Source organism: Fontibacillus panacisegetis (assembly GCF_900102215.1).
Lineage (GTDB): Bacteria > Bacillota > Bacilli > Paenibacillales > Paenibacillaceae > Fontibacillus > Fontibacillus panacisegetis.
The window spans coordinates 26,404-45,908 of sequence record NZ_FNBG01000037.1 but is presented as its reverse complement, the minus strand read 5'-3'; the positions used below and the strand labels follow the sequence as shown (position 1 = coordinate 45,908).

The 19,505-nt window shown below is 41.4% G+C and carries 10 protein-coding genes; 6 read left to right on the top strand and 4 right to left on the bottom strand.

Annotated elements, in window-relative coordinates; all coding sequences use genetic code 11:
* The first annotated feature begins 917 nt into the window (after positions 1-917).
* Genes BLS49_RS21555 through BLS49_RS21535 form a run of 5 tightly spaced genes read left to right on the top strand, consistent with a single transcriptional unit; the run spans position 918 to position 7,187 of the window.
* On the top strand, positions 918-1,958 hold the full coding sequence (locus BLS49_RS21555) for a zinc-dependent alcohol dehydrogenase (protein ID WP_091235673.1): 1,041 nt from the start codon (positions 918-920) through the stop codon (positions 1,956-1,958).
* 49 nt (positions 1,959-2,007) lie between these two features.
* On the top strand, positions 2,008-3,945 hold the full coding sequence (locus tag BLS49_RS21550) for an alpha-amylase family protein (protein WP_091235672.1): 1,938 nt from the start codon (positions 2,008-2,010) through the stop codon (positions 3,943-3,945).
* Between the two features lie 20 nt (positions 3,946-3,965).
* Entirely contained in the window at positions 3,966-5,120 is a 1,155-nt protein-coding gene (locus tag BLS49_RS21545; RefSeq protein ID WP_245742680.1) for a sugar ABC transporter substrate-binding protein, read from the top strand.
* Positions 5,121-5,143: 23 nt separating this feature from the next.
* Positions 5,144-5,803 (top strand): dihydrofolate reductase family protein, encoded by a 660-nt coding sequence (locus tag BLS49_RS21540; RefSeq protein WP_091235669.1) that lies wholly within the window; start codon positions 5,144-5,146, stop codon positions 5,801-5,803.
* A 22-nt stretch (positions 5,804-5,825) separates the two neighbouring features.
* A complete protein-coding gene (locus BLS49_RS21535; RefSeq protein WP_091235667.1) occupies positions 5,826-7,187 on the top strand; it encodes an MATE family efflux transporter in 1,362 nt (453 codons plus the stop codon).
* A gap of 95 nt (positions 7,188-7,282) precedes the next feature.
* Here the strand turns inward: BLS49_RS21535 and BLS49_RS21530 are convergent, their stop codons facing one another.
* The 3 genes from BLS49_RS21530 to BLS49_RS21520 form a co-directional block, all read right to left on the bottom strand.
* Positions 7,283-9,604 carry a glycoside hydrolase family 65 protein gene (locus BLS49_RS21530; protein WP_091235664.1) on the bottom strand — a complete coding sequence of 774 codons (2,322 nt, stop codon included), beginning with the start codon at positions 9,602-9,604 and terminating at the stop codon, positions 7,283-7,285.
* A 79-nt stretch (positions 9,605-9,683) separates the two neighbouring features.
* Entirely contained in the window at positions 9,684-10,343 is a 660-nt protein-coding gene (pgmB, locus tag BLS49_RS21525; RefSeq protein ID WP_091235662.1) for a beta-phosphoglucomutase, read from the bottom strand.
* Positions 10,344-10,434: 91 nt separating this feature from the next.
* Entirely contained in the window at positions 10,435-11,469 is a 1,035-nt protein-coding gene (locus BLS49_RS21520) for a LacI family DNA-binding transcriptional regulator (RefSeq protein WP_091235660.1), read from the bottom strand.
* Between the two features lie 441 nt (positions 11,470-11,910).
* Between BLS49_RS21520 and BLS49_RS21515 the strand changes: the two genes are divergently transcribed.
* Positions 11,911-17,148, top strand: a complete 5,238-nt coding sequence (locus BLS49_RS21515; RefSeq protein ID WP_091235658.1) for an alpha-amylase family glycosyl hydrolase — start codon at positions 11,911-11,913, stop codon at positions 17,146-17,148.
* Between the two features lie 64 nt (positions 17,149-17,212).
* Here the strand turns inward: BLS49_RS21515 and BLS49_RS21510 are convergent, their stop codons facing one another.
* On the bottom strand, positions 17,213-18,955 hold the full coding sequence (locus BLS49_RS21510; RefSeq protein WP_091235656.1) for an alpha-glycosidase: 1,743 nt from the start codon (positions 18,953-18,955) through the stop codon (positions 17,213-17,215).
* Positions 18,956-19,505: the final 550 nt, after the last annotated feature.

Sequence of the window (19,505 nt, the reverse complement as noted above, 5' to 3'; positions counted from 1 at the left end):
AGTTATCTAAGATAGCTTTTTAGCAGAAAAAAGGCAAGATATCAGGAAAAACATGAAAAAACAACTATGACGCTCAGGCGTCACCACCTAGAATGAAAATAATATACTCCAAATTGCGCTTTTTCGAAATAGTACAGCTAGCTTATTCGTGAGAAGTCAGAAGATTGCAGATCGAACACAGTAGAGGAAAAAATCTCCTTTATTTTCGAAAATGGGATGATTTTAAAGGAAATAGAGGAAGTATTTTCCTTTATCCTTACTGAAATTGCCCTAAAATGCGAAAAATCAGCGTTTAGCACCAAAATAGAGGAATTAAGTTCCTTTAGTTTATGATCTTGAGCGAATCCTGATGGAATAGGGGAACTTTTTTCCTTTATTGCTACCGAAGTGCTGAAAATAGGTTGAAAACGTCCAACTGTAGCCCTGATGCTTCTGTTTAACACGAGCCTAATCACGATTACTTGTGGCATACTCTTTATTTTCGTATAAAATGTAGGAATATTGTTTAGAATAGACTAGTTTGAAAAGAATCTTAGAGAAAGCCTGCACATTTGTCACATTTGCAGGAATTTCAGGAATTCCGCATCATGACACTATTACACATGAGATAAGGTCATAGAAGGCGGCAGGATCAAGCGGTGCAGGGAGCGTCTTCCCTGCACCGCTATTTCTAGTTTTGACAGTAAACCTACTTTTGGGACAGCCCCCTTTGAGGTTTCAGAAGGTATAAGCTTCAAGAGGACATCGATAAATTTTTTTTATTTAAAAGATATAAAAATATTTCGCAGGTGCACCATATTTCGACATTTATTTCCTTACTTTTACAATGATATGTGATAACATATGCTCAAACGTTTGCGCAAGCTGCATACGTTTTTACAAAGACAAAGACACAGAGAGAGGAGCGATATTGGATTGTGAAGGCACTAGAGTGGAGTGAGAAAAATCGTCTTGAGCTGTGTGATAGGTTGGAACCGCAATGTGTCCATGAAGATGATGTCAAAGTAAGAGTTGAGTTATCGGGTATATGTGGTACTGATCTTGCAGTTATTACGGGTAAGGAGCCCGGGATTTCAGGAGTAATCCGGGGGCATGAGGCTGTTGGAACTGTAATCCAGGTAAGTTCCAAGGTAACGCGGTTTAAGGCAGGTGATCGTGTCGTGATAGACCCGAACCAGAGCTGTGGTAAATGTCGCTTCTGCCAAAAGGGGCAACTTCACCTGTGTATCGGAGCAGATGGACAAGGAATGCGGATAGCAGGATTAAATACGCAGGGGATGTTCGCTCCATATGTTGTTTCAAAAGAGCAATTTGTACACAAGCTTCCTGATTCGATAAGCTGGGAGGCTGCCGTTTTAATAGAGCCATTGGCTTGCGTTCTTCATAATTTCAATGAAGCAGAAGTTACTGCAATAGATCGTGTTCTTATTCTTGGCTCAGGTCCTATGGGGCTGCTGTGTCAGATCGTGAGTAAGCATTTGGGCTGTGTAACGATGGCAACCGAGTGTAATCCATATCGATTATCTCTTGCCCGTCAGTTTTCGGATGTCGCAGTTCTGCCTGATGAGCTGGATGATATCAGGGTAAATCAACTGCTAGGGGTTGGCAAATTTGATGTCGTCATAGATACCGTTGGCAATCAGATGGCGGTTGCAGAGCAATGGGTGGAGCGAGGAGGAAGGATCATTCCTTTCGGCATTAACGGAAAGTATGAGTATACCATCCATCCTACTCACTATACGCAAAATGCTGTGAAGCTGATAGGAGCCGGGGAATATTTGGGGACCTTTGAAGAGTCGTTGCAATTTGCGGCGAATCATCCTGAATTGTCTGCGTTAGTTACAAGAAAGCTCGATCTGGAGGACTATGAGACAGCGATACATGAATTGCTAGGGTATAACCTCGAGACCGGGGCTTCTTTAGTGTCTCAATCTTTGAAAACCGTGTTTGTTTTCTGAAATTTGAAATGAAAGTTTCTTCTTCTTTCAAAAAAAGGGAGATGGTTTGATGAACCAACCAGAGCGTTTGAAGCAAATTCATCGATTTCTGATGTCGAATAGACGTAGAGACATACAACCGATATGGATACCAGCCATATGGAATGAGAGTAAATATGCGAATATTCTGGATGCAAAGGACGGCGAGATTCAGGTACATCCTATAGATTTCATAGTCTCTCACCTCCAGTATTTGTTTAATTCATCGTCACAATATTACATGTCTGATCGTAGTAACCTCGACGAAAGCGTCATTTATTGCTCCTTGGTCAGATACACCACCGCTTGGGATTATGCTCACATAGGTGAGCTGCAGTCCGGGACTTTTTTGCGAACGATGATTCTGCTTCCCCTTCTTAAAAAAATGGGTGTAAACATCCTGTATTTACTTCCTGTGACCCGTTACAGTCATCTTAATCTGAAGGGAGATATCGGTTCGCCGTATGCGGTGCATACTCTGTTCGAGCTGGATGACCAATTACATGATCACTTGCTGGATGGGATGCAGGATTTTACATTGGACGATGAAATGGCGGCGCTTGTTGAAGCCTGCCACCTGCTCGATATTAAAGTTGTGGTCGATTTCATTCCCAGAGTAACAGCCAAGAATAGCGCAGTTATTGAGGACCATCCTGATTGGGTGTACTGGATGCATTTAGATCAATTAGAGGGATTTCGCCCACCGCAAATTCCTGAATTGGGCTTTTTTGAGGAGTGCACCCCGGATAAATTAGAAACAGTGTATCGCAGCGAAGAGACCTCCGGTTTTCTAGGCAAGTTCTCATTACCTCCTAACGAATTGAATCCTGTGCTGTGGCAGGCACTTAAAAAGAGAGCGAAGCAAACGGGAGAAGAACTATTAACACTGGTAGAGAAGGAAATGGGTATTACAACTTCACCGGCACACTCTGACTGGATTAACGATGTTCAACCGATATGGACAGATATTACTTTTTACCGCTTGTACAAGGATATTTCGCCATTGGCCAAGCCTTATGTATCCCCGGAGCAAGCACCGTACGTACTATTTGATACGATCAAATGCAACGATTATCCGGGACTTGAGCCAAATCGGGAGCTATGGGACATGCTGATCGACGCCATCTCATTTAATCTCAACACTTACGGAATCGATGGTTTCAGAATTGATATCGGTCATGTGCTGCCTACCGCTCTATTGGATGAAATTTTTCAGAAAATAAAAGAATTAAGACCTCAAGCTATATTGATCAGTGAGGATTTATTTAATCGAAACCATAGAAGAGCAGCTAAGACGGGATATAACATTATGCTGGGCAGCGGCTGGAACATCATGACGGATATTAAAGTGGACAAGCTGCAAAATTTTTTGCGGGAATTGCCAGAGCTTGCGATTCATGTGTTTGCCTGTTCCGAGACGGCGGATACGCCAAGAATAACTAGTCGTGGGGGGGTACAGCTTGCGAGGATGATGAGCGTATTTAATTACTTCTTGCCTAATGCTATTCCATATTTAACGACAGGAATGGAAGTCAACGAGGAACAGCCGCTTAACTGCGGTTTAGGGGATAATACGCAGGGAGCCGAGATCCCAAGGGCGTTTTTTAACAAGCTGGCGATCAACTGGACCGAGCCTGTACCGATGGTTGATTTGCTCCATCAGCTAAATCTCTGCAGGAAGCAGTATAGTGGGCTTTTACAGCCAGGTCATTTTTTTATTCCTGAAGATCAAGGTGAAGTATTGATTTATGCATATTATCAGGGAAGAGAGTTGCTTGTAGGCTGTTTTAATTTAAGCTCCGATACAGTCCAGAATGTAGATTTGGATGCTATTTATAAGGTGAATGAAGGATTTGTTCTATTAATAGACAGCAATAGTGAGTCAGGAGCAGTCCATCTAGGTCGACGGTACAAGCAATTTAAGATCCAACCAAATCAAGGCATGATCTTCTATAATGAACAGATTTAACCTGAGAGGAGTTAATAGTGATGACAAGTGACAAGGATAAGGAATTAATCATTTGGCATGAGTTCGATGGTCCTGGAGACACTTCTATTCAGGTGCTTGAGGAGCTGTGTGATCAATACTCCAAAGAAAATGACGTGAAAGTAACGCCTGAAGTCATGAATATTAAAGAGCTAGTGCCACGATTGAAGGAAATAGCGAATGGTGGACAAGCACCACATATGGCTTTTGTTCCAGCGGATATGGCAGTATTTGTGGATACAGCTTTGTACTCTATAGTTCCTGAACAATTGTCCAGCATAGTGGAAGGCTTCGGATCAGGTGATCTTGCATCCATGCAGGTTGAATTTGTTCAATATGGCTTGCCAGTAATTAAAGGAAATCATATGGTTCTATACTACAACAGAGAAATTTTTGAACAGCCGCCCGCGTCATGGGAAGAAATTGAGAAGCTTGGAGAGAGGCTGAAGCATCAAGGAATCGTTCCTGTAGGTGCTGATCTGCTGGACCCTTATTGGTTCATTCTGTTCTTTACAGCCTTTGGAGGCTGGCCAATTCATGAAGGCACACCTTCATTTCTTAACCATGAAATGCAGCAGGCACTACACTTTGTAAGTGATCAGATGGAAACTGGCAATTTGGCAAGTCTAAATGGATCTAATGAATTGCTGGAGCAGTTCATTGCTGGTCAGGTAGGAGCTATTTATTGCGGTGAATGGATTTTTAATTATTTGGATCAACAGATGGGGGAAAGGCTTGGAATAGGCAGGCTGCCTTCAATATACGGAAAGCCATCCATATCGATGGCTTCAACGATTGGATTAGTATTTCCTAATCATTCGCTGGATTTAGATTCCGAGCTGAGAGAAGAGATTATCTCATTTGCAACATTTATGCTGAGTGAAGAAAGTCAACGCAAGTGGGGAACCAAAGTCCAACGAACTCCGGTGCATCCTGTAGTTCAGGAACAGCTTTTGTCGACATATTCACGGAATCGGGGGCAACTGGTGGGGCTTCTGAAGGATAGTCGATCTATGCCTATCGAACGCATCATGAATACTGTATGGAATGCTATAGCTCCTGGACTCGATCAATTGCTGAAACAGGGTGCAGTTAGTGCATTTAATGTAATGGAACAAGCTTTTCAGCAACAGAGTGATCGTATTCAAGCTAATTAATCCATAGAAAGAGGGTAGAAAATATGAAAACCAGCATTTTTAGTCAAATCTCTATTGATGGTAAGCTAACTTTGGGCGCAGGACAGTCGAGTAAACCTTTATTCAGTCTTTTTGATAGCAATGATATGGAATTTATCCATAAATTTCGCGGAAATGTAGATGGAATTATGGTAGGTAAAAATACAATTAATACGGACAATCCTTTTTTAACCAATCGATACGAGGAGCATAAAAATCCGGTTCGAATTATACCTACCAGAACGATGGATATTCCTCTCAACAGTAATGTTTTGACAGATGAAGAAAAAACCATTATTGTAACAACTGAAAAAGGTAAAAATGATGATAAAATGGAAATACTTCGTGATCGAAATAAGGAGTGCCTGATTTGCGGAGAAGAAGAAGTTGATTTTGTACAACTATACGATCAATTGGAGGATAAGTTCGGAATTACTAGTTTGATGGTAGAAGGAGGCGGGTTCTTAAACTGGCACATTTTTAACCAAGGCTTGGTGGATGAGATCATTCTGATGCAGCTGCCTATCATTATTGGTGGGTCTACCAATATTACATTAGTTGACGGCGAGGGCTATACAGAGATGGATTGCATTAAGAAGTTTAAAGTAGCGGAGGTTCAGCCGCGGGAAAATTTTACTTTATTACGCTATTTGAAAGCAGTGTAGTCGATTAGGAGGATATGTAGGAATGAACGCTGAGTTAAAAAAAGACTTCTATAGAAATGTATACAAAATAGCAATACCAGTAACTTTACAAAGCTTGATTATGGCGCTCTTAACACTTACGGATCAGTTAATGGTAGGTCAACTCGGTGATGTTGCGATCGCTTCAGTCGGAATGTCCAGTAAAATATATGGAATCATTTCGGTAGTATTGGCTGGTCTAGCGATGGGTGTGTCAGTCTACGCCGCACAATTCTGGGGTAAACAGGATCGGAAGAGCATTTCCGGACTACTTGGGATCGGATTGTTAGTAGGGTTCAGTTTATCATTTCTGTTCTCCTTGTTTGTGTTCATTAAGCCACAGCTTTGTCTGAGTCTTTTTACGACAGATGCCAGAATCATCGAGGATGGATTTATTTTCTTGCAGATTACAGCTTTAACATATGTTCCTATGATGCTCACCATGATGTATTCTGCGATTCTGAGAAGTACAGAACATGTGAAGCTGCCAATGTTTGTCAGTCTTTTTACGGTAGTTTTGAATATCATCCTTAACTATTTGTTAATTTTCGGTAAGTTTGGTTTCCCGGAATGGGGGCTTAAGGGTTCTGCAATTGCCACTTTGATCGCGAGAATTGTAGAATGTCTGCTTATTATTGGAGCCGTATATAAATTCAAATTACCGGGCGGAGCTGATTTTAAAGATTTATTTAGTGCATCCAAGTCACTAGTCACCAAATTTATCCGAACAACGTACCCTATTATTTTAACAGAGCTTATTTGGGTCCTTGGGGAAACCGTTTACGCTATTATTTATAGCAGGATGGGCACCGCGGAAATGACTGCAATGACGATTACATTTCCGCTTCAAGGGATCTGTATAGGCCTTCTGGCGGGACTTTCAAGTGCAGGGGGTGTTATGGTCGGGAACAAGCTCGGAGCGGGAGAAGAGGAGATTGCGCTTCAGTATGCAAAACGGTTTATTCTGTTGGGTATTAGCGTATCTCTGGTCATTGGAGCGATCATTGCACTAATTTCCCCGCTCTATGTATCCGCATTTAATGTATCGGATGAGACGCATCAATTAGGAATTTATCTAGTCTGGGTATTTGCTGCTTTCCTATGGGTTAAAGTAGGAAACATGATTATGGCAGGAGGTATATTGAATAGTGGCGGAGATAGCAAATTTGTCTTTGTTATGGAATCGACGGCAACCTGGTTAATCGGCGTTCCGTCCGGTCTTCTAATGTCATTTGTGTGGAAGCAGCCCATTTTTCTCGTCTATCTCGTCCTCTCCATGGAGGAAGTAGTTCGTTTTGCAATCGGTATGGCTCGGATCAGATCTAAAAAATGGATCAAGAACCTGGTCAATGATCTGGCAGCTTAATTCACACTCGCAGCATGACCCATCATATTCAACAGTTCCACAGTAAACAAATAAAGCTGCCCCAAGTCATTTTTGACTATGGGGCAGCTTCATTTTTACTTAGTTGCTGTAGATGCTCTTTCAACTTTTACTTCGCCATTGCCGTTAACTGTGTAGCTGCTGTCGTAGATACGAATAGCGGCTGGAACATCAGTCTCATTTGTTACGATAATGTTCTCATCTGTTACGCTTACGTTCAGACGGGAATCACGGAACATAACCTTGAAGGAGAACGATGTCCAGTGCGAAGGGATAAATGGACGAAGAACGAGTTCGTCATTAGCTACGCGCAGACCACCGAAACCTTGAATAACTGACATCCAGGTTCCTGCCATACTTGTTGTATGACATCCATCTTCTGTGTCATTGTTGTAGTTGTCCAGGTCAAGTCTAGCTGTACGGAGGTACATTTCATAAGCTTTTTCCTGATAACCAAGCTCACAAGCGATGATGGAGTGCAAGCAAGGCGACAATGAAGATTCATGAACAGTCATCGGCTCATAGAAGTCAAAGTTCCGTTTCTTCGTTTCCAAATCATAACGGTCACCGAGGAAATACAATCCTTGCAATACGTCCGCTTGTTTGATGAAGCAAGAACGAAGGATACGATCCCATGACCATTTTTGGTTCAGTGGAAGATTTTCTTGTGGAAGATCCTTCACTGCGATTAATTCCTTATCAAGGAATCCATCCTGTTGCAAGAATACTTGACGCTCTTCATCATATGGATAGTACATATTAGCGATGATATCTTGCCATTTTTTCGTTTCTTCTTCTTTAAGCTCAAGCTTGCCAGCCAATTCTTGATAACGGGCGTTTTCGTTAGCTTTCAAGTAGTCGATGACTTCAAGCGTATATTCCATAGTCCAAGCCGCAATGCGGTTTGTGTACCAGTTGTTGTTTGAGTTGTTTTCGTATTCGTTTGGTCCAGTAACGCCAAGCATTACGTATTTCTTCTTGTCAGCGGAGTAGTTCACGCGTTGCTCCCAGAAACGGGAGATTTCAGCGAGTACTTCCAGACCGTATTGACCCAAGTAGGACTTGTCGCCAGTGTAGTTCACATAGTTGTAGATTGCGTAAGCAATCGCACCATTACGATGGATTTCTTCAAAAGTGATTTCCCACTCGTTATGGCACTCTTCACCGTTCATCGTTACCATTGGGTACAATGCACCTTTAGTGAAGCCAAGCTTTTTAGCATTTTCTTTTGCTTTTTCCAAATGCTTGTAACGGTAGATAAGCAGGTTACGAGAAATTTCAGAATCTGCAGTACTCAGATAGAAAGGTACGCAGTATGCTTCAGTGTCCCAGTATGTGCTACCGCCGTATTTTTCACCAGTGAACCCTTTAGGACCGATATTCAGACGATCGTCAGAACCGTCGTATGTTTGATTCAGTTGGAAAATATTGAATCGAATCGCCTGCTGTGCTGATGTATCGCCTTCGATGATGATGTCACTTTCTTTCCATTTAGAAGCCCATCCATCTACTTGCTCTTGAAGCAAAGCGTCAAAGCCTGCAGCTTTAGCATCAGCAAGAAGCTTTTTACCTGCTTCTACAAGCTCACCCAATCCGAAGTTACGGGAAGTCACGTTTGCTACATATTTATATACAGCAACTGTTTCGCCCTGATTTGCATCAACAACAACTTCAGAAGAAACGTATTTTTCACGCTCGGCTACTGCGGGTTGTACATCGAGCTTTGTACCATTTTTGAAAATATCAAAAGACATAACAGAAGTGACATGGAAATCCAGTTTTTTCGTTTTCAAGGTTAGATAGGAGACATCTGCTGCCGCCGCTTTGTCAACTTCCAGCCAGAATTTCTCTTCATAGTTGGAGTCTTTGTTTTGTACATCACCGTCGAGGTAAGATACTAATTTAACAGTTCCAGAGAAGTTGAGTGGAGTTACCGCATAGCGAATCGCACCAATTTCATGGCGTTTAATACTAACGAAACGGATCGCTTCAACTTGAACTTCTTTTCCGTCAGCAAGTACAGCTACAAAACGGCGTGACAGATAGCCCTCTTTCATGTTGAGCTCGCGAACAAAATTTTTAACTTCGCAATTAGCAAGATCAAGAACAGTATCATTGATGGTGACGTCGATTCCGATCCAGTTCGTGCTGTTAAGCACTTTGGCGAAATATTCAGGATACCCGTTCTTCCACCAGCCTACACGCGTTTTGTCGGGATAGTATACACCTGCCATGTAACTGCCTTGCAGGGATTTACCGCTATATTGTTCTTCAAAATTAGCACGTTGTCCCATGTACCCGTTACCGATACTGAAAATACTTTCAGAAATCTCATGTGTAGCAGGATCAAAGGATTCTTCAATAATGGACCATTCATCTACCTTTAAATATTGTTTCACGATTACCGGCTCCTTCTTCAATCATTCTGAATTAATAAATAATCTATGACAAAGTACCACAAATTACTACATAAATCCCTTATGAAACGACAATATCATTCAGACGACTCACCGTCATATCTGCAAGAGAGGACACAACGAAGTCGGCTTTAGCGAGATTTTCTGGTGAACCGATACCAACACAGTGCATACCTGCGCGACGAGCAGCTTCAACGCCTGCTTCAGCATCTTCAAAAACGACGCATTGTTCAGGAGATACTCCAACTTCAGTGGCACCAAGTGTAAATACTTCCGGATCAGGCTTAGCACTTGTAGTGCGAGTTCCATCGATGATGGCATCAAAATAAGGGGTAATACCTGTATTGTTTAAGATGGTCATTGCATTTTTACTAGCGGAACCTAGTGCAACCTTTAGACCATTCTCACGGCATTCTTTTAAGAATTCAAGTGCTCCAGGCAGTATTTCCGATTCATCCATTTTAGAGATCATTTCGAAATACCAGTCATTTTTTCTTTCAGCAAGTTCCTGCTTTTTGGATTCATCCAGTTCAATGCCGCCAATACTGAGCAGAATATCAAGAGAAGCCATTCTGCTGACACCTTTCAGACGTTCATTATCATGTTCAGTAAAATCGAATCCAAGCTCCTCAGCAAGTCTTTTCCAAGCTAAGTAGTGATATTTTGCCGTATCGACCAGAACACCATCCAGATCGAACAAGCATGCTTTGATTGAGCTCATTTTCTCTCCTCCTTAAGCTAGCGCAAACGTTTGAACAAAATATAAAAAATAAAAGAAGCAGAAGCTTCGATTATTTTTTGACACCCACCATTTATTTTTTCGAGATCGAATGCATGGATGATTCACGAATCATCAGACGATGAGGAATAATCTGTCGTTTCTGATAATTCTTATCGTTGCCATTCTCAATCGATTGTATAAGAAGCTGAGATGCGGTATATCCCAAATTATAAATACCGATATCTATACTGCTAAGTGGTGGTGTAGACAACTCTGATAACGGAATGTTATTGAAACTTACCAAGCATAAGTCTTCAGGCACCTTGTACTTGAGCTCATGCAGACTACGTAAAACACCAAACGAAACAACATCATCGATTAGGACGATAGCCGTCGGACGATCCGGAAGATTCATAAAAAAAGACATGGCCCGATAGCCACTATCTTGTAGAAATTCCCCTTCTACAATCCATTCAGGTCGCATTTCTAATCCAGCATCATTCAAGGCATCCATGAAACCTTTAAGTCGATCTTTGGAAAATACAAGATCTGGGGGTCCGCTGACGAATCCAATCCTTTCATGTCCCAATGAGATCAAATGCTTAGCGGCATCATAGGAAGCCTGAACGTTATCGTTATCTACAGACAATGTGTCTGGATATCGTTCGCTCCGTCCGATCAAGACGAAATGATGACCGTTTTCATAAAGGAAATCGATAACGGGGTCGTCTTTTCTCGAATAAAGCAAGATGACACCGTCAACGCGACGTCCATTCAGAAGTCTGGAAACGGCTTCAACTTCTTCCTTCTCATTTGCTCCGGAACTGATAAGTACGTCATAGCCCAGACGACTCGCCTGAGTGACGATCCCTCGTATCAATTCCATGAAGAAGAAATTTGAGAACAACTCCTCGGCAGACTTAGGAAGCATGATACAAATGCTATTCGTTGTCTTGGATACCAGGCTCTTGGCCATAATGTTTGGATGGTAGCCAAGCTGTTCCATAATTTCTTTTACTTTTCTCGAAGTTTCGACACTAATTCTTGGATGATTAGATAGCACCCGGGACACGGTAGAGGGAGATACTCCGGCCTTTTTGGCAACATCCTTTATGGTAACAGCCATAAAAACCTCCTCTGTGGAACCGTTTGCTTTACATTGTAATATTAATCGAAATATAGATGAAAGTAAATAGATAATGCCTTGAAAAGCAGCTATATCTTGCATTTGGCGAGCTAATATCATACATTGCTTGAAAATTCTTGTAATTATTATAGAAAAATAAAGAATTCAAAGGGAAATGAGAGAAAATATTAGAAAAATAAAGGAAAGTAGGTGAAATGTCTAAAAAATGATCTGTGCAAACGTTTTAATAAATGGAAGCGCTTAATATATTATATATCTAGTGGGGAACTTTCCTAAAACATCAATGATATTGAAATCTGCTTAAACGTAAATGGAAACGTTTGCACATACTTACTTGGGGGTGGTAATCTACCGGGTTTGGCCTTATTTAGTTTGTATTTTTAGATTACTAAACTGAGTTACTGGAGGTCAGAGACAACAATGGCTAAAAGAATGAAGGGAATATTCTCCCGGTTGCTGATTCTCGCTTTGTTTATAGGCTCGTTTGGGAGCTTATTAACAGATGCGAGAGCAGATTCGTCCGACCAGGGAGCAGGAGCTAGTAGTGGATTAGTTAGCCCTGAGATTGGAACTAGAACTGCTACTGGGGCTGAGGTTACTTTTAATTATCAAGGGGATGGCAGTGAACAAATAGTAAGTGTAAAAGGAAGTTTTGATAAAGACTGGCCTGAAAATCCAATGCTGAAAGGTGCTAATGATGTCTGGTCCTATTCTAGACATTTTGATGCAGGTTGGTATGAATATGGTATCGTTGCCGATGGTGATTGGAAGGCTGATCCATTAAATCAAATTAAGAATAAAACAAATCCGGGTCTTTCTGTACCGGGGATTGAATTTAAACCTCAAACAGAGATCGGTTTGGGTCAAACTATCACAGTTACTAGTGCTGTTTATTATACTGGTGATCGTGACACAACGATTCCACCCAAACTGACTATGACAAAGGGATTAAGCGGCGTTAAATTTGATGATATAACAAACGAATTGACCGTCGCGCAAAATGCCGAGGAAGGCACTATTAAGCTAGCAGCCCAATATGAAGACTGGACTGTTGAAAGAGAAGTTAAAGTTACCGGTCAGCTGCTTAAGAGCCCGGTTATTAATAGTGATGGTACGGTTACCTTCAATGTTGAGAAGGGCAATCGGACATCTGTGTACCTTGTGGGGACCATGAATAGTTGGAATAATAGCACAGCAATACCATTAGACTTAATTGATGGTGTGTTTACTCTGACTACTCGACTTGATGCAGGGCCGCATGAGTATAAATTTATCCCGAATCAAGGTAGTTGGGATGGAGGTTTCACGGATCCATTGAACCCACCTAGTGATGGTGATAATTCGAAAGTAATTGTACCGGGCATTATTATTACTTCTGACGAAAATGCTGCAATTGGTGGAGAACTTGAGTTAGAAGCGGAGTTAATGGATGAAAAGGGCAAAGGCACTCGGATTTCTCCGACTTGGTCTTTAGAAACTCCAGTAGCAGGTGTAGAAATCAAAGGTAACATTCTTACAGTTGATTCAAGTGCACCAGTAGGGAAAGCTACTGTTGTGGCAACATATGAAACATTCAAGACTATTACAGATGTTAACTTGGTTACCAATCTAAATGCCTACACCATTAATTTCTATCGTTTTGATGGAACGGCAGATAAGTGGAATCTTTGGTTATATCCAATTTCCCCGGATAAAGGAAAGAGCAGATCAAAGAATTTCAAACAAACTGTAGACGGATATGCGCAAGTTACCTATTATTCTCCTTTTAAGAAAACCGGAGTTATCCCAAGATTTAGTACAGAAGGAAATGAATGGGCTGACAAGGATGCAGAACGGAGTATCCAGATTGACACAGATAATAGTGTTGAAGTATGGATCGTGGAAGGTATTACGGAAGTCTTTTACGAAAAACCGGATCTTGAGAAACTGGAGGCTGAAAAGTATCGTAGAGTTCAGTTAACCTATGTGAAGGACGATGCCGATTTCAGTGGTTGGAGCGTTTGGACATGGTACACAGGGTTTAGCAATAAGGGATTTTCATTTGCTGACGGCAATATCAATGGGAATAAGTCCAGTGTGATTATCCCAATTACTACAGACGTTAACAAGATAGGCTTCAAGATCCGTAAAAGTATAGGAAAAGAAGAATGGGCTGTTATTGATCAGAATTATGACCGCGAAATTACTACAGGAACAGAAGTGTTAACCAAGGTAATTGTTGAATCGGGTAAAGGACCGTTCCGAGTATTACCGGGTACATCGGCACCATTCCTTGAAGATGGTAATGCAACATTCTATTATCGAGACTACCGTTTATTTAAATCCAATGAAATGGATAAAATTCAGGAAGTGAAGTTGAAATTCAATGGTATCGAGTATCCTATGGTCTATAGCAAGGAAGATGAGCGATTCACCTTCACATTGAAAGGACTTCAGCCTGGAACTTTCGACTACTCCTATTTAGTGACTATTGATGGAGTTACTACGGAGGTTCTTGATCCTAAAAATACTGTGAATGATAAGTCTCAAATTACTTACAAAGTACTGGATGTAAATATTGAGGCAGAGACTAAGCCTAATTCGATTTCTTATAATGAAAATGCATTGCTTCACCTAAACTTGTCAGGTATTCAGGAGGATGAAATCAGAAGTATTTATGCTGATTTGACTGCGTTAGGTGGAAAAAAAGAAACAACAATTGATGAAGAGCTAATGTCGTTAACTCTAGCGGTTAGTGATACTGTAACAACAGGCAACAAACAACTACCCATAACAGTTGTGGATGTATATGGAAACAAGCATATTCAAAATGCATCTATTACTGTGAAAACTCGTCAGGTTGTTGGTAGTGATGATTTTGATTGGGATGAAGCACGCATTTATTTTATGCTGACAGACCGATTCTTTAACGGAGATACAAGTAATGACGATAAAAACGGAGAGAATTACGATACGAATCATCTCGAAACTTATCACGGCGGGGATTTTAAAGGGGTTACTGAGAAAATTCCTTATCTGAAAGAGCTCGGCGTGAATACAATCTGGATTACACCAATTGTTGATAACATTGACTTTAATGTAAACTCTAAATTCTCTCAATACGGATATCATGGATATTGGGCAAAAGATTTCACTGAAATAGATGAACATCTAGGAGAGTTGGCTGATCTCCATAATCTTCTGGATACTGCTCATGAGAATGGCATGAAAGTGATGGTAGACGTTGTACTAAACCATACTGGGTATGGAATGGATGATATCAGTGGATATGCTGGAAAGACCAATCTTCCAACTCCGGCTGAACGCGACGTGTTTAACGGGATGCTTCGCGAGATAAATGAGGACCCTGTAATTAAGAATAAAATAGCTGGACTGCCTGATTTTAAGACAGAGGATCCTGCTGTGCGAGAGAAAGTTATTAAGTGGCAAACGGATTGGATTGAATTAGCTAGAACGGCTAAAGGGAACACAATTGATTACTTCCGTGTAGATACCATAAAACACGTTGAGCACACTACTTGGATGGCATTCAAAAATCAATTAACTGAGAAGTATCCGGAGTTCAAAATGATCGGGGAAAACTTTGGAGCAACTCTGGATAATGATGGAGGATACCTGCGTACAGGTACGATGGACTCCGTGCTTGATTTTGGATTTAAAGGAACAGCGACTAGCTTTGTAAATGGCAGGATTTCTGATACGGAACAGGCGCTTCAATCCCAAAATAGCAGAATTGATAATGCATCTACTCTAGGTCAATTCCTCAGTAGCCACGATGAAAATGGATTTGTAGTGAATTTACTTAAGGAGGAAGAGAGAAGCAAATTTAAAGAGGGTACGCTGGAAGCTGAGACTTTGAGAAATGTTCAAGGTCAACAGAAGATCGCTGCATCTTTGCAAATCACTGCAAAGGGCCAGCCAGTGATTTATTATGGTGAGGAAGTAGGGCATTCCGGTTTGAATGCCGATATGGATAACGGTCGTATGGGTGAGAACCGCTATGACTTCGACTGGAAACGTTTGGATGATCCAACTTACAATCATATCTATGATCACTACAAGAAAATGCTTAATATCCGGGATAAGCATTCCAAGACTTTCTCCAAAGGAACTCGTGCACAACTTGGCGGTTCTGACGCAACCGGATACGATATATTTGCCCGGACTTACAAAGGTGAAAGTATAGTTGTTGGTATTAATACGAAGGATACAGAACAGCAAGCAACCTTTACTGTATCAGGTTACCAAAATGCTACATTTACTGATGAGTATAGTGGTAAAACGTATACGGCTAATAGTAATGGTACAGTTACCGTAAGCTTGCCTTCCAGTCTGGATGGTGGTACGGTTGTGCTTACTGCTCCAAAACCTGAACCATTATCACCAGATGGCGGTGGCGGTGGAAGTTCATATTCCACAACCCCATCTTCAGCAACTCCATCTCCTGCACCTACACCTCAGGTGAACCCGGGAACTGTAGAGGTTGCAGCGAAAGCTGGAGCTGACGGACGCAAAATAGCTGAAGTTAGCCTGGCGAATGTAGAGAAAGCAATTGACTCTGCAGCGAAGGGTGACAAGGTTGTTGAAATTAAAGTATCTGGAGTTAATGCAGGAGAAGCGACAGATGTTGTTATTCCAGGTGAAGCTGTAGCCAAAGCAGGTGATCAAAATGTTGGACTACGGTTAGTGTTCCCTGATATAACAGTTAACATTCCAGCAACTGGACTTCCTGCTAAGCTTAATGCACATGAAAATATTATTTTTAGCAAAGATGTTGCTGCAACTGATGCAGCAGAGGCTTTGAAGCAAGGAATTAAAGGCAAGGATTCAGCTTATCAACCGGTGGGCGATATTTACATCTTCGGCCTCTCCAGTGTAGATGCAAGCAAGCAGACGGCTGCAATTAAGCTAGGGGCTGAAGTAAGCGTGACATTGACTTTGGATGATGCTGTACTTAAAGGCATTGCTAACAAGAAGAAAGTTGGAGTTTATGCAGTTAAGGAAGATGGAACTGTCCAATATGTAGGTGGTAAGCTGAAGGATAACACAATAACGTTTACAACGGATACGCTCACACGATTTGTCGTAATGGAATATAATAAGACATTCAGCGACGTGAAGAGTGGATGGTCTAAGGATTATATCGAATTGCTTGCTGCGAAGCATATTGCTTCAGGTGTAGATTCAGAGCGATTTAATCCTAAAGGCAACGTAACCCGTGCAGAATTTGCTGCCTTCTTGGGACGTGCACTAGGTTTGGATCAATCGGCACAAGCTCCTTCATTGAGCGATATACAAGATGGCGCTTATTACGCAGGTTATGTAGCCGCTCTTAACAAACTGGGTATCATAACGGGTTATAACGATGGAACGTTCCGCCCGAACCAAACCGTGACTAGAGAACAAATAACCGTAATGCTGATGAGAGCATACGCTCATGTTTCAGGTAGTAGCCTCGGACAAATTTCAGGATCGGAGCAAGCTTCCTTTAACGATCTGAATACGGCTTCCGGTTATGCTGTGGATAGCATCAAAGCAGCTAAAGCTCTTGGTATCATTAACGGTTTAGGTGAGAACAAATTCCAGCCTACAGCTACTTCGACCCGTGAGCAAGTTGCAGCGATGATTATCTTGTTCCTCGAGAAATTAGATCTGTAAGAAATAAGAAAGAGGGCTGGGCAGGAACTTCCTGCTCAGCCCTTTTTTATCAATAAGAAGATCATTACGCTTCTCTCAGAACCGCAAATCCATAAGATGGGAGTGTTACACTCAACTTGCCTTCAGTTTCGCCATAGGCTTGTCCACTGATTGCATCTTTCCATGACTTACCGTGACTCCTCACCTCAAGGGTTTGAGCTTTATCATCGTTATTAAGCAGAACGATAACGGTCTCTCCGTTCAGCTTCCGTTCATAAGCTAGCTTGGTATCGCCTGCTTCAGCAACGAGGAATTGAATGGTTCCTGTGCGAAGTGGCGCAAGTTCTTTACGAACAGAGATCAACTTTTTGTAGAAGTCAAACAAATCCCGGTCCTGCTTATCCTGATCCCACTCCATACATTTACGGCATCCTGGATCCATCTCTCCATCGAGACCGACCTCAGAGCCATAGTAAATACAAGGTGTTCCACTATAAGTGAATTGAAACAGAGCAGCTAATTTCATCTTATTCTTGTTACCTTCACAAAGCGTCAGAAGGCGGGGGGTATCATGGCTATCCAACAAATTAAAGGCTACTTCAGTAGCTTGCAGCGGGTAACGGGATATTTGTTTGCCGATCGCGTCAGCAAATCCTTTGGCGTCAAGGGTTCCGTGCACAACAAAATCAAGAACTGCATCTGTGAACGGATAATTCATAACTGCATCAAATTGATCGCCTTGAAGCCAGCCGGAAGATTCATGCCAGATCTCGCCGAGAATATATGCATCAGGGTTAACTCCCTTAACAACTTTGCGGAAATCTCTCCAGAATTGGTGGTCAACCTCGTTGGCTACATCCAATCTCCAGCCGTCGATGCCGATTTCTTTAATCCAGAATTCTGCCACCCCAAGTAGATATTGCTTTACTTCCGGATTTGCAGTATTTAATTTTGGCATAAGTGGCTCAAAAGAGAATGTATCATATGTCAGGCTGCCATCAACTATGTCTAATGGATAATCACGAATATAGAACCAATCCTTATAACGGGATTCTGCTCCCTTTTCTTTAACATCGAGAAATGGAGCAAATGTATTGCCGGAGTGATTAAATACCGCGTCAAGCAGAACCTTAATCCCACGTTCGTGACATGACTGAACCAATTTTTTTAAAGTTTCTGTATCGCCAAATTGCGAGTCTATTTTCATGTAATCAGTCGTATCGTATTTATGATTAGTTGAGCCTTCAAAAATAGGAGTGAAATAAATTCCTGTTATCCCGAGCTCACTTAAATGATCTAAATGATCTATAACACCTTGAAGATCTCCGCCAAAGAAATTTACACGGGTTGGCTCGCCGCCCCACGGAAGAGTACCTTCAGGATCGTTGCTCTTATCGCCATTAGCGAATCTCTCCGGGAAGATTTGATAGAAGATAGTATCTTTTACCCATTCCGGAACACTGTATAAATCAGCGGGATTAATGTATGGAAATTCATACAAACGTTCAGGAATTTGCGGACGGTCTTTAGTGAACTCGCTCTCAGTCATCCAAATTTGTTCATCGCCGGATTTTAGTAAAAATCCATATTTCAACCGTCGCAATGGAGGTTTAATGGCACATTCCCAGTAATCAAACAATTCATCAGATACGAGTTTGGACATTGGCACAAGTTTTTTGCTATCATCCCAACTATATTTGTCCCCGGCAAATACGAAAACTTCAGTTAGATCATTTCTTTTTGATCGAAGACGAAGATGGATCGTCTCAAGGTCGTAAGCATAAGACCAGTTTAGTTTGGGACGGTGATAGACCGCTTCAAGCAACATTCTTAATTCCTCCTAATCATTGGTCAGTTTCGTCCAATTAAATCTCCTTAATACACTGCTATGAGCAAAAAAAGTTGAGTAACTACTTCATAAATCGGTATGTTCCAATTGACTGTTCAAGCAACCTCTTATACTCAAAAAAGGTACATCAGGGCCAACACAACAGGCCGAGGATGTACCTTAGTGATAACAGTGCCTTCGAGTTTTGTAGCCGAAACAAGATAGTAACTGTGCAAGTTGTTTGTAATTTCAATGTTGGATTATAGCATTGTTCAAACCTTTGCACAAGATACGGAAATCCACCTGAAATGATATACTTTTATGGTGATTAACATTTTATCAACTTTTTTAAAAGGTATCATATAGATTTAAAAGGCTGTAGTTATCATTAGATTAAAAATTGCAAAAAAAAAGGATATGATTTTAGTGCAAAATGCGAAATACGGAGTATTCGAGAGAAAAATAGAGAAAGTGGGGGTAAATATAGTAATAATCACGTGTGCAAACGTTTTTACAATGTATTGCCTATGTTGTATTATATTTTCGAGGA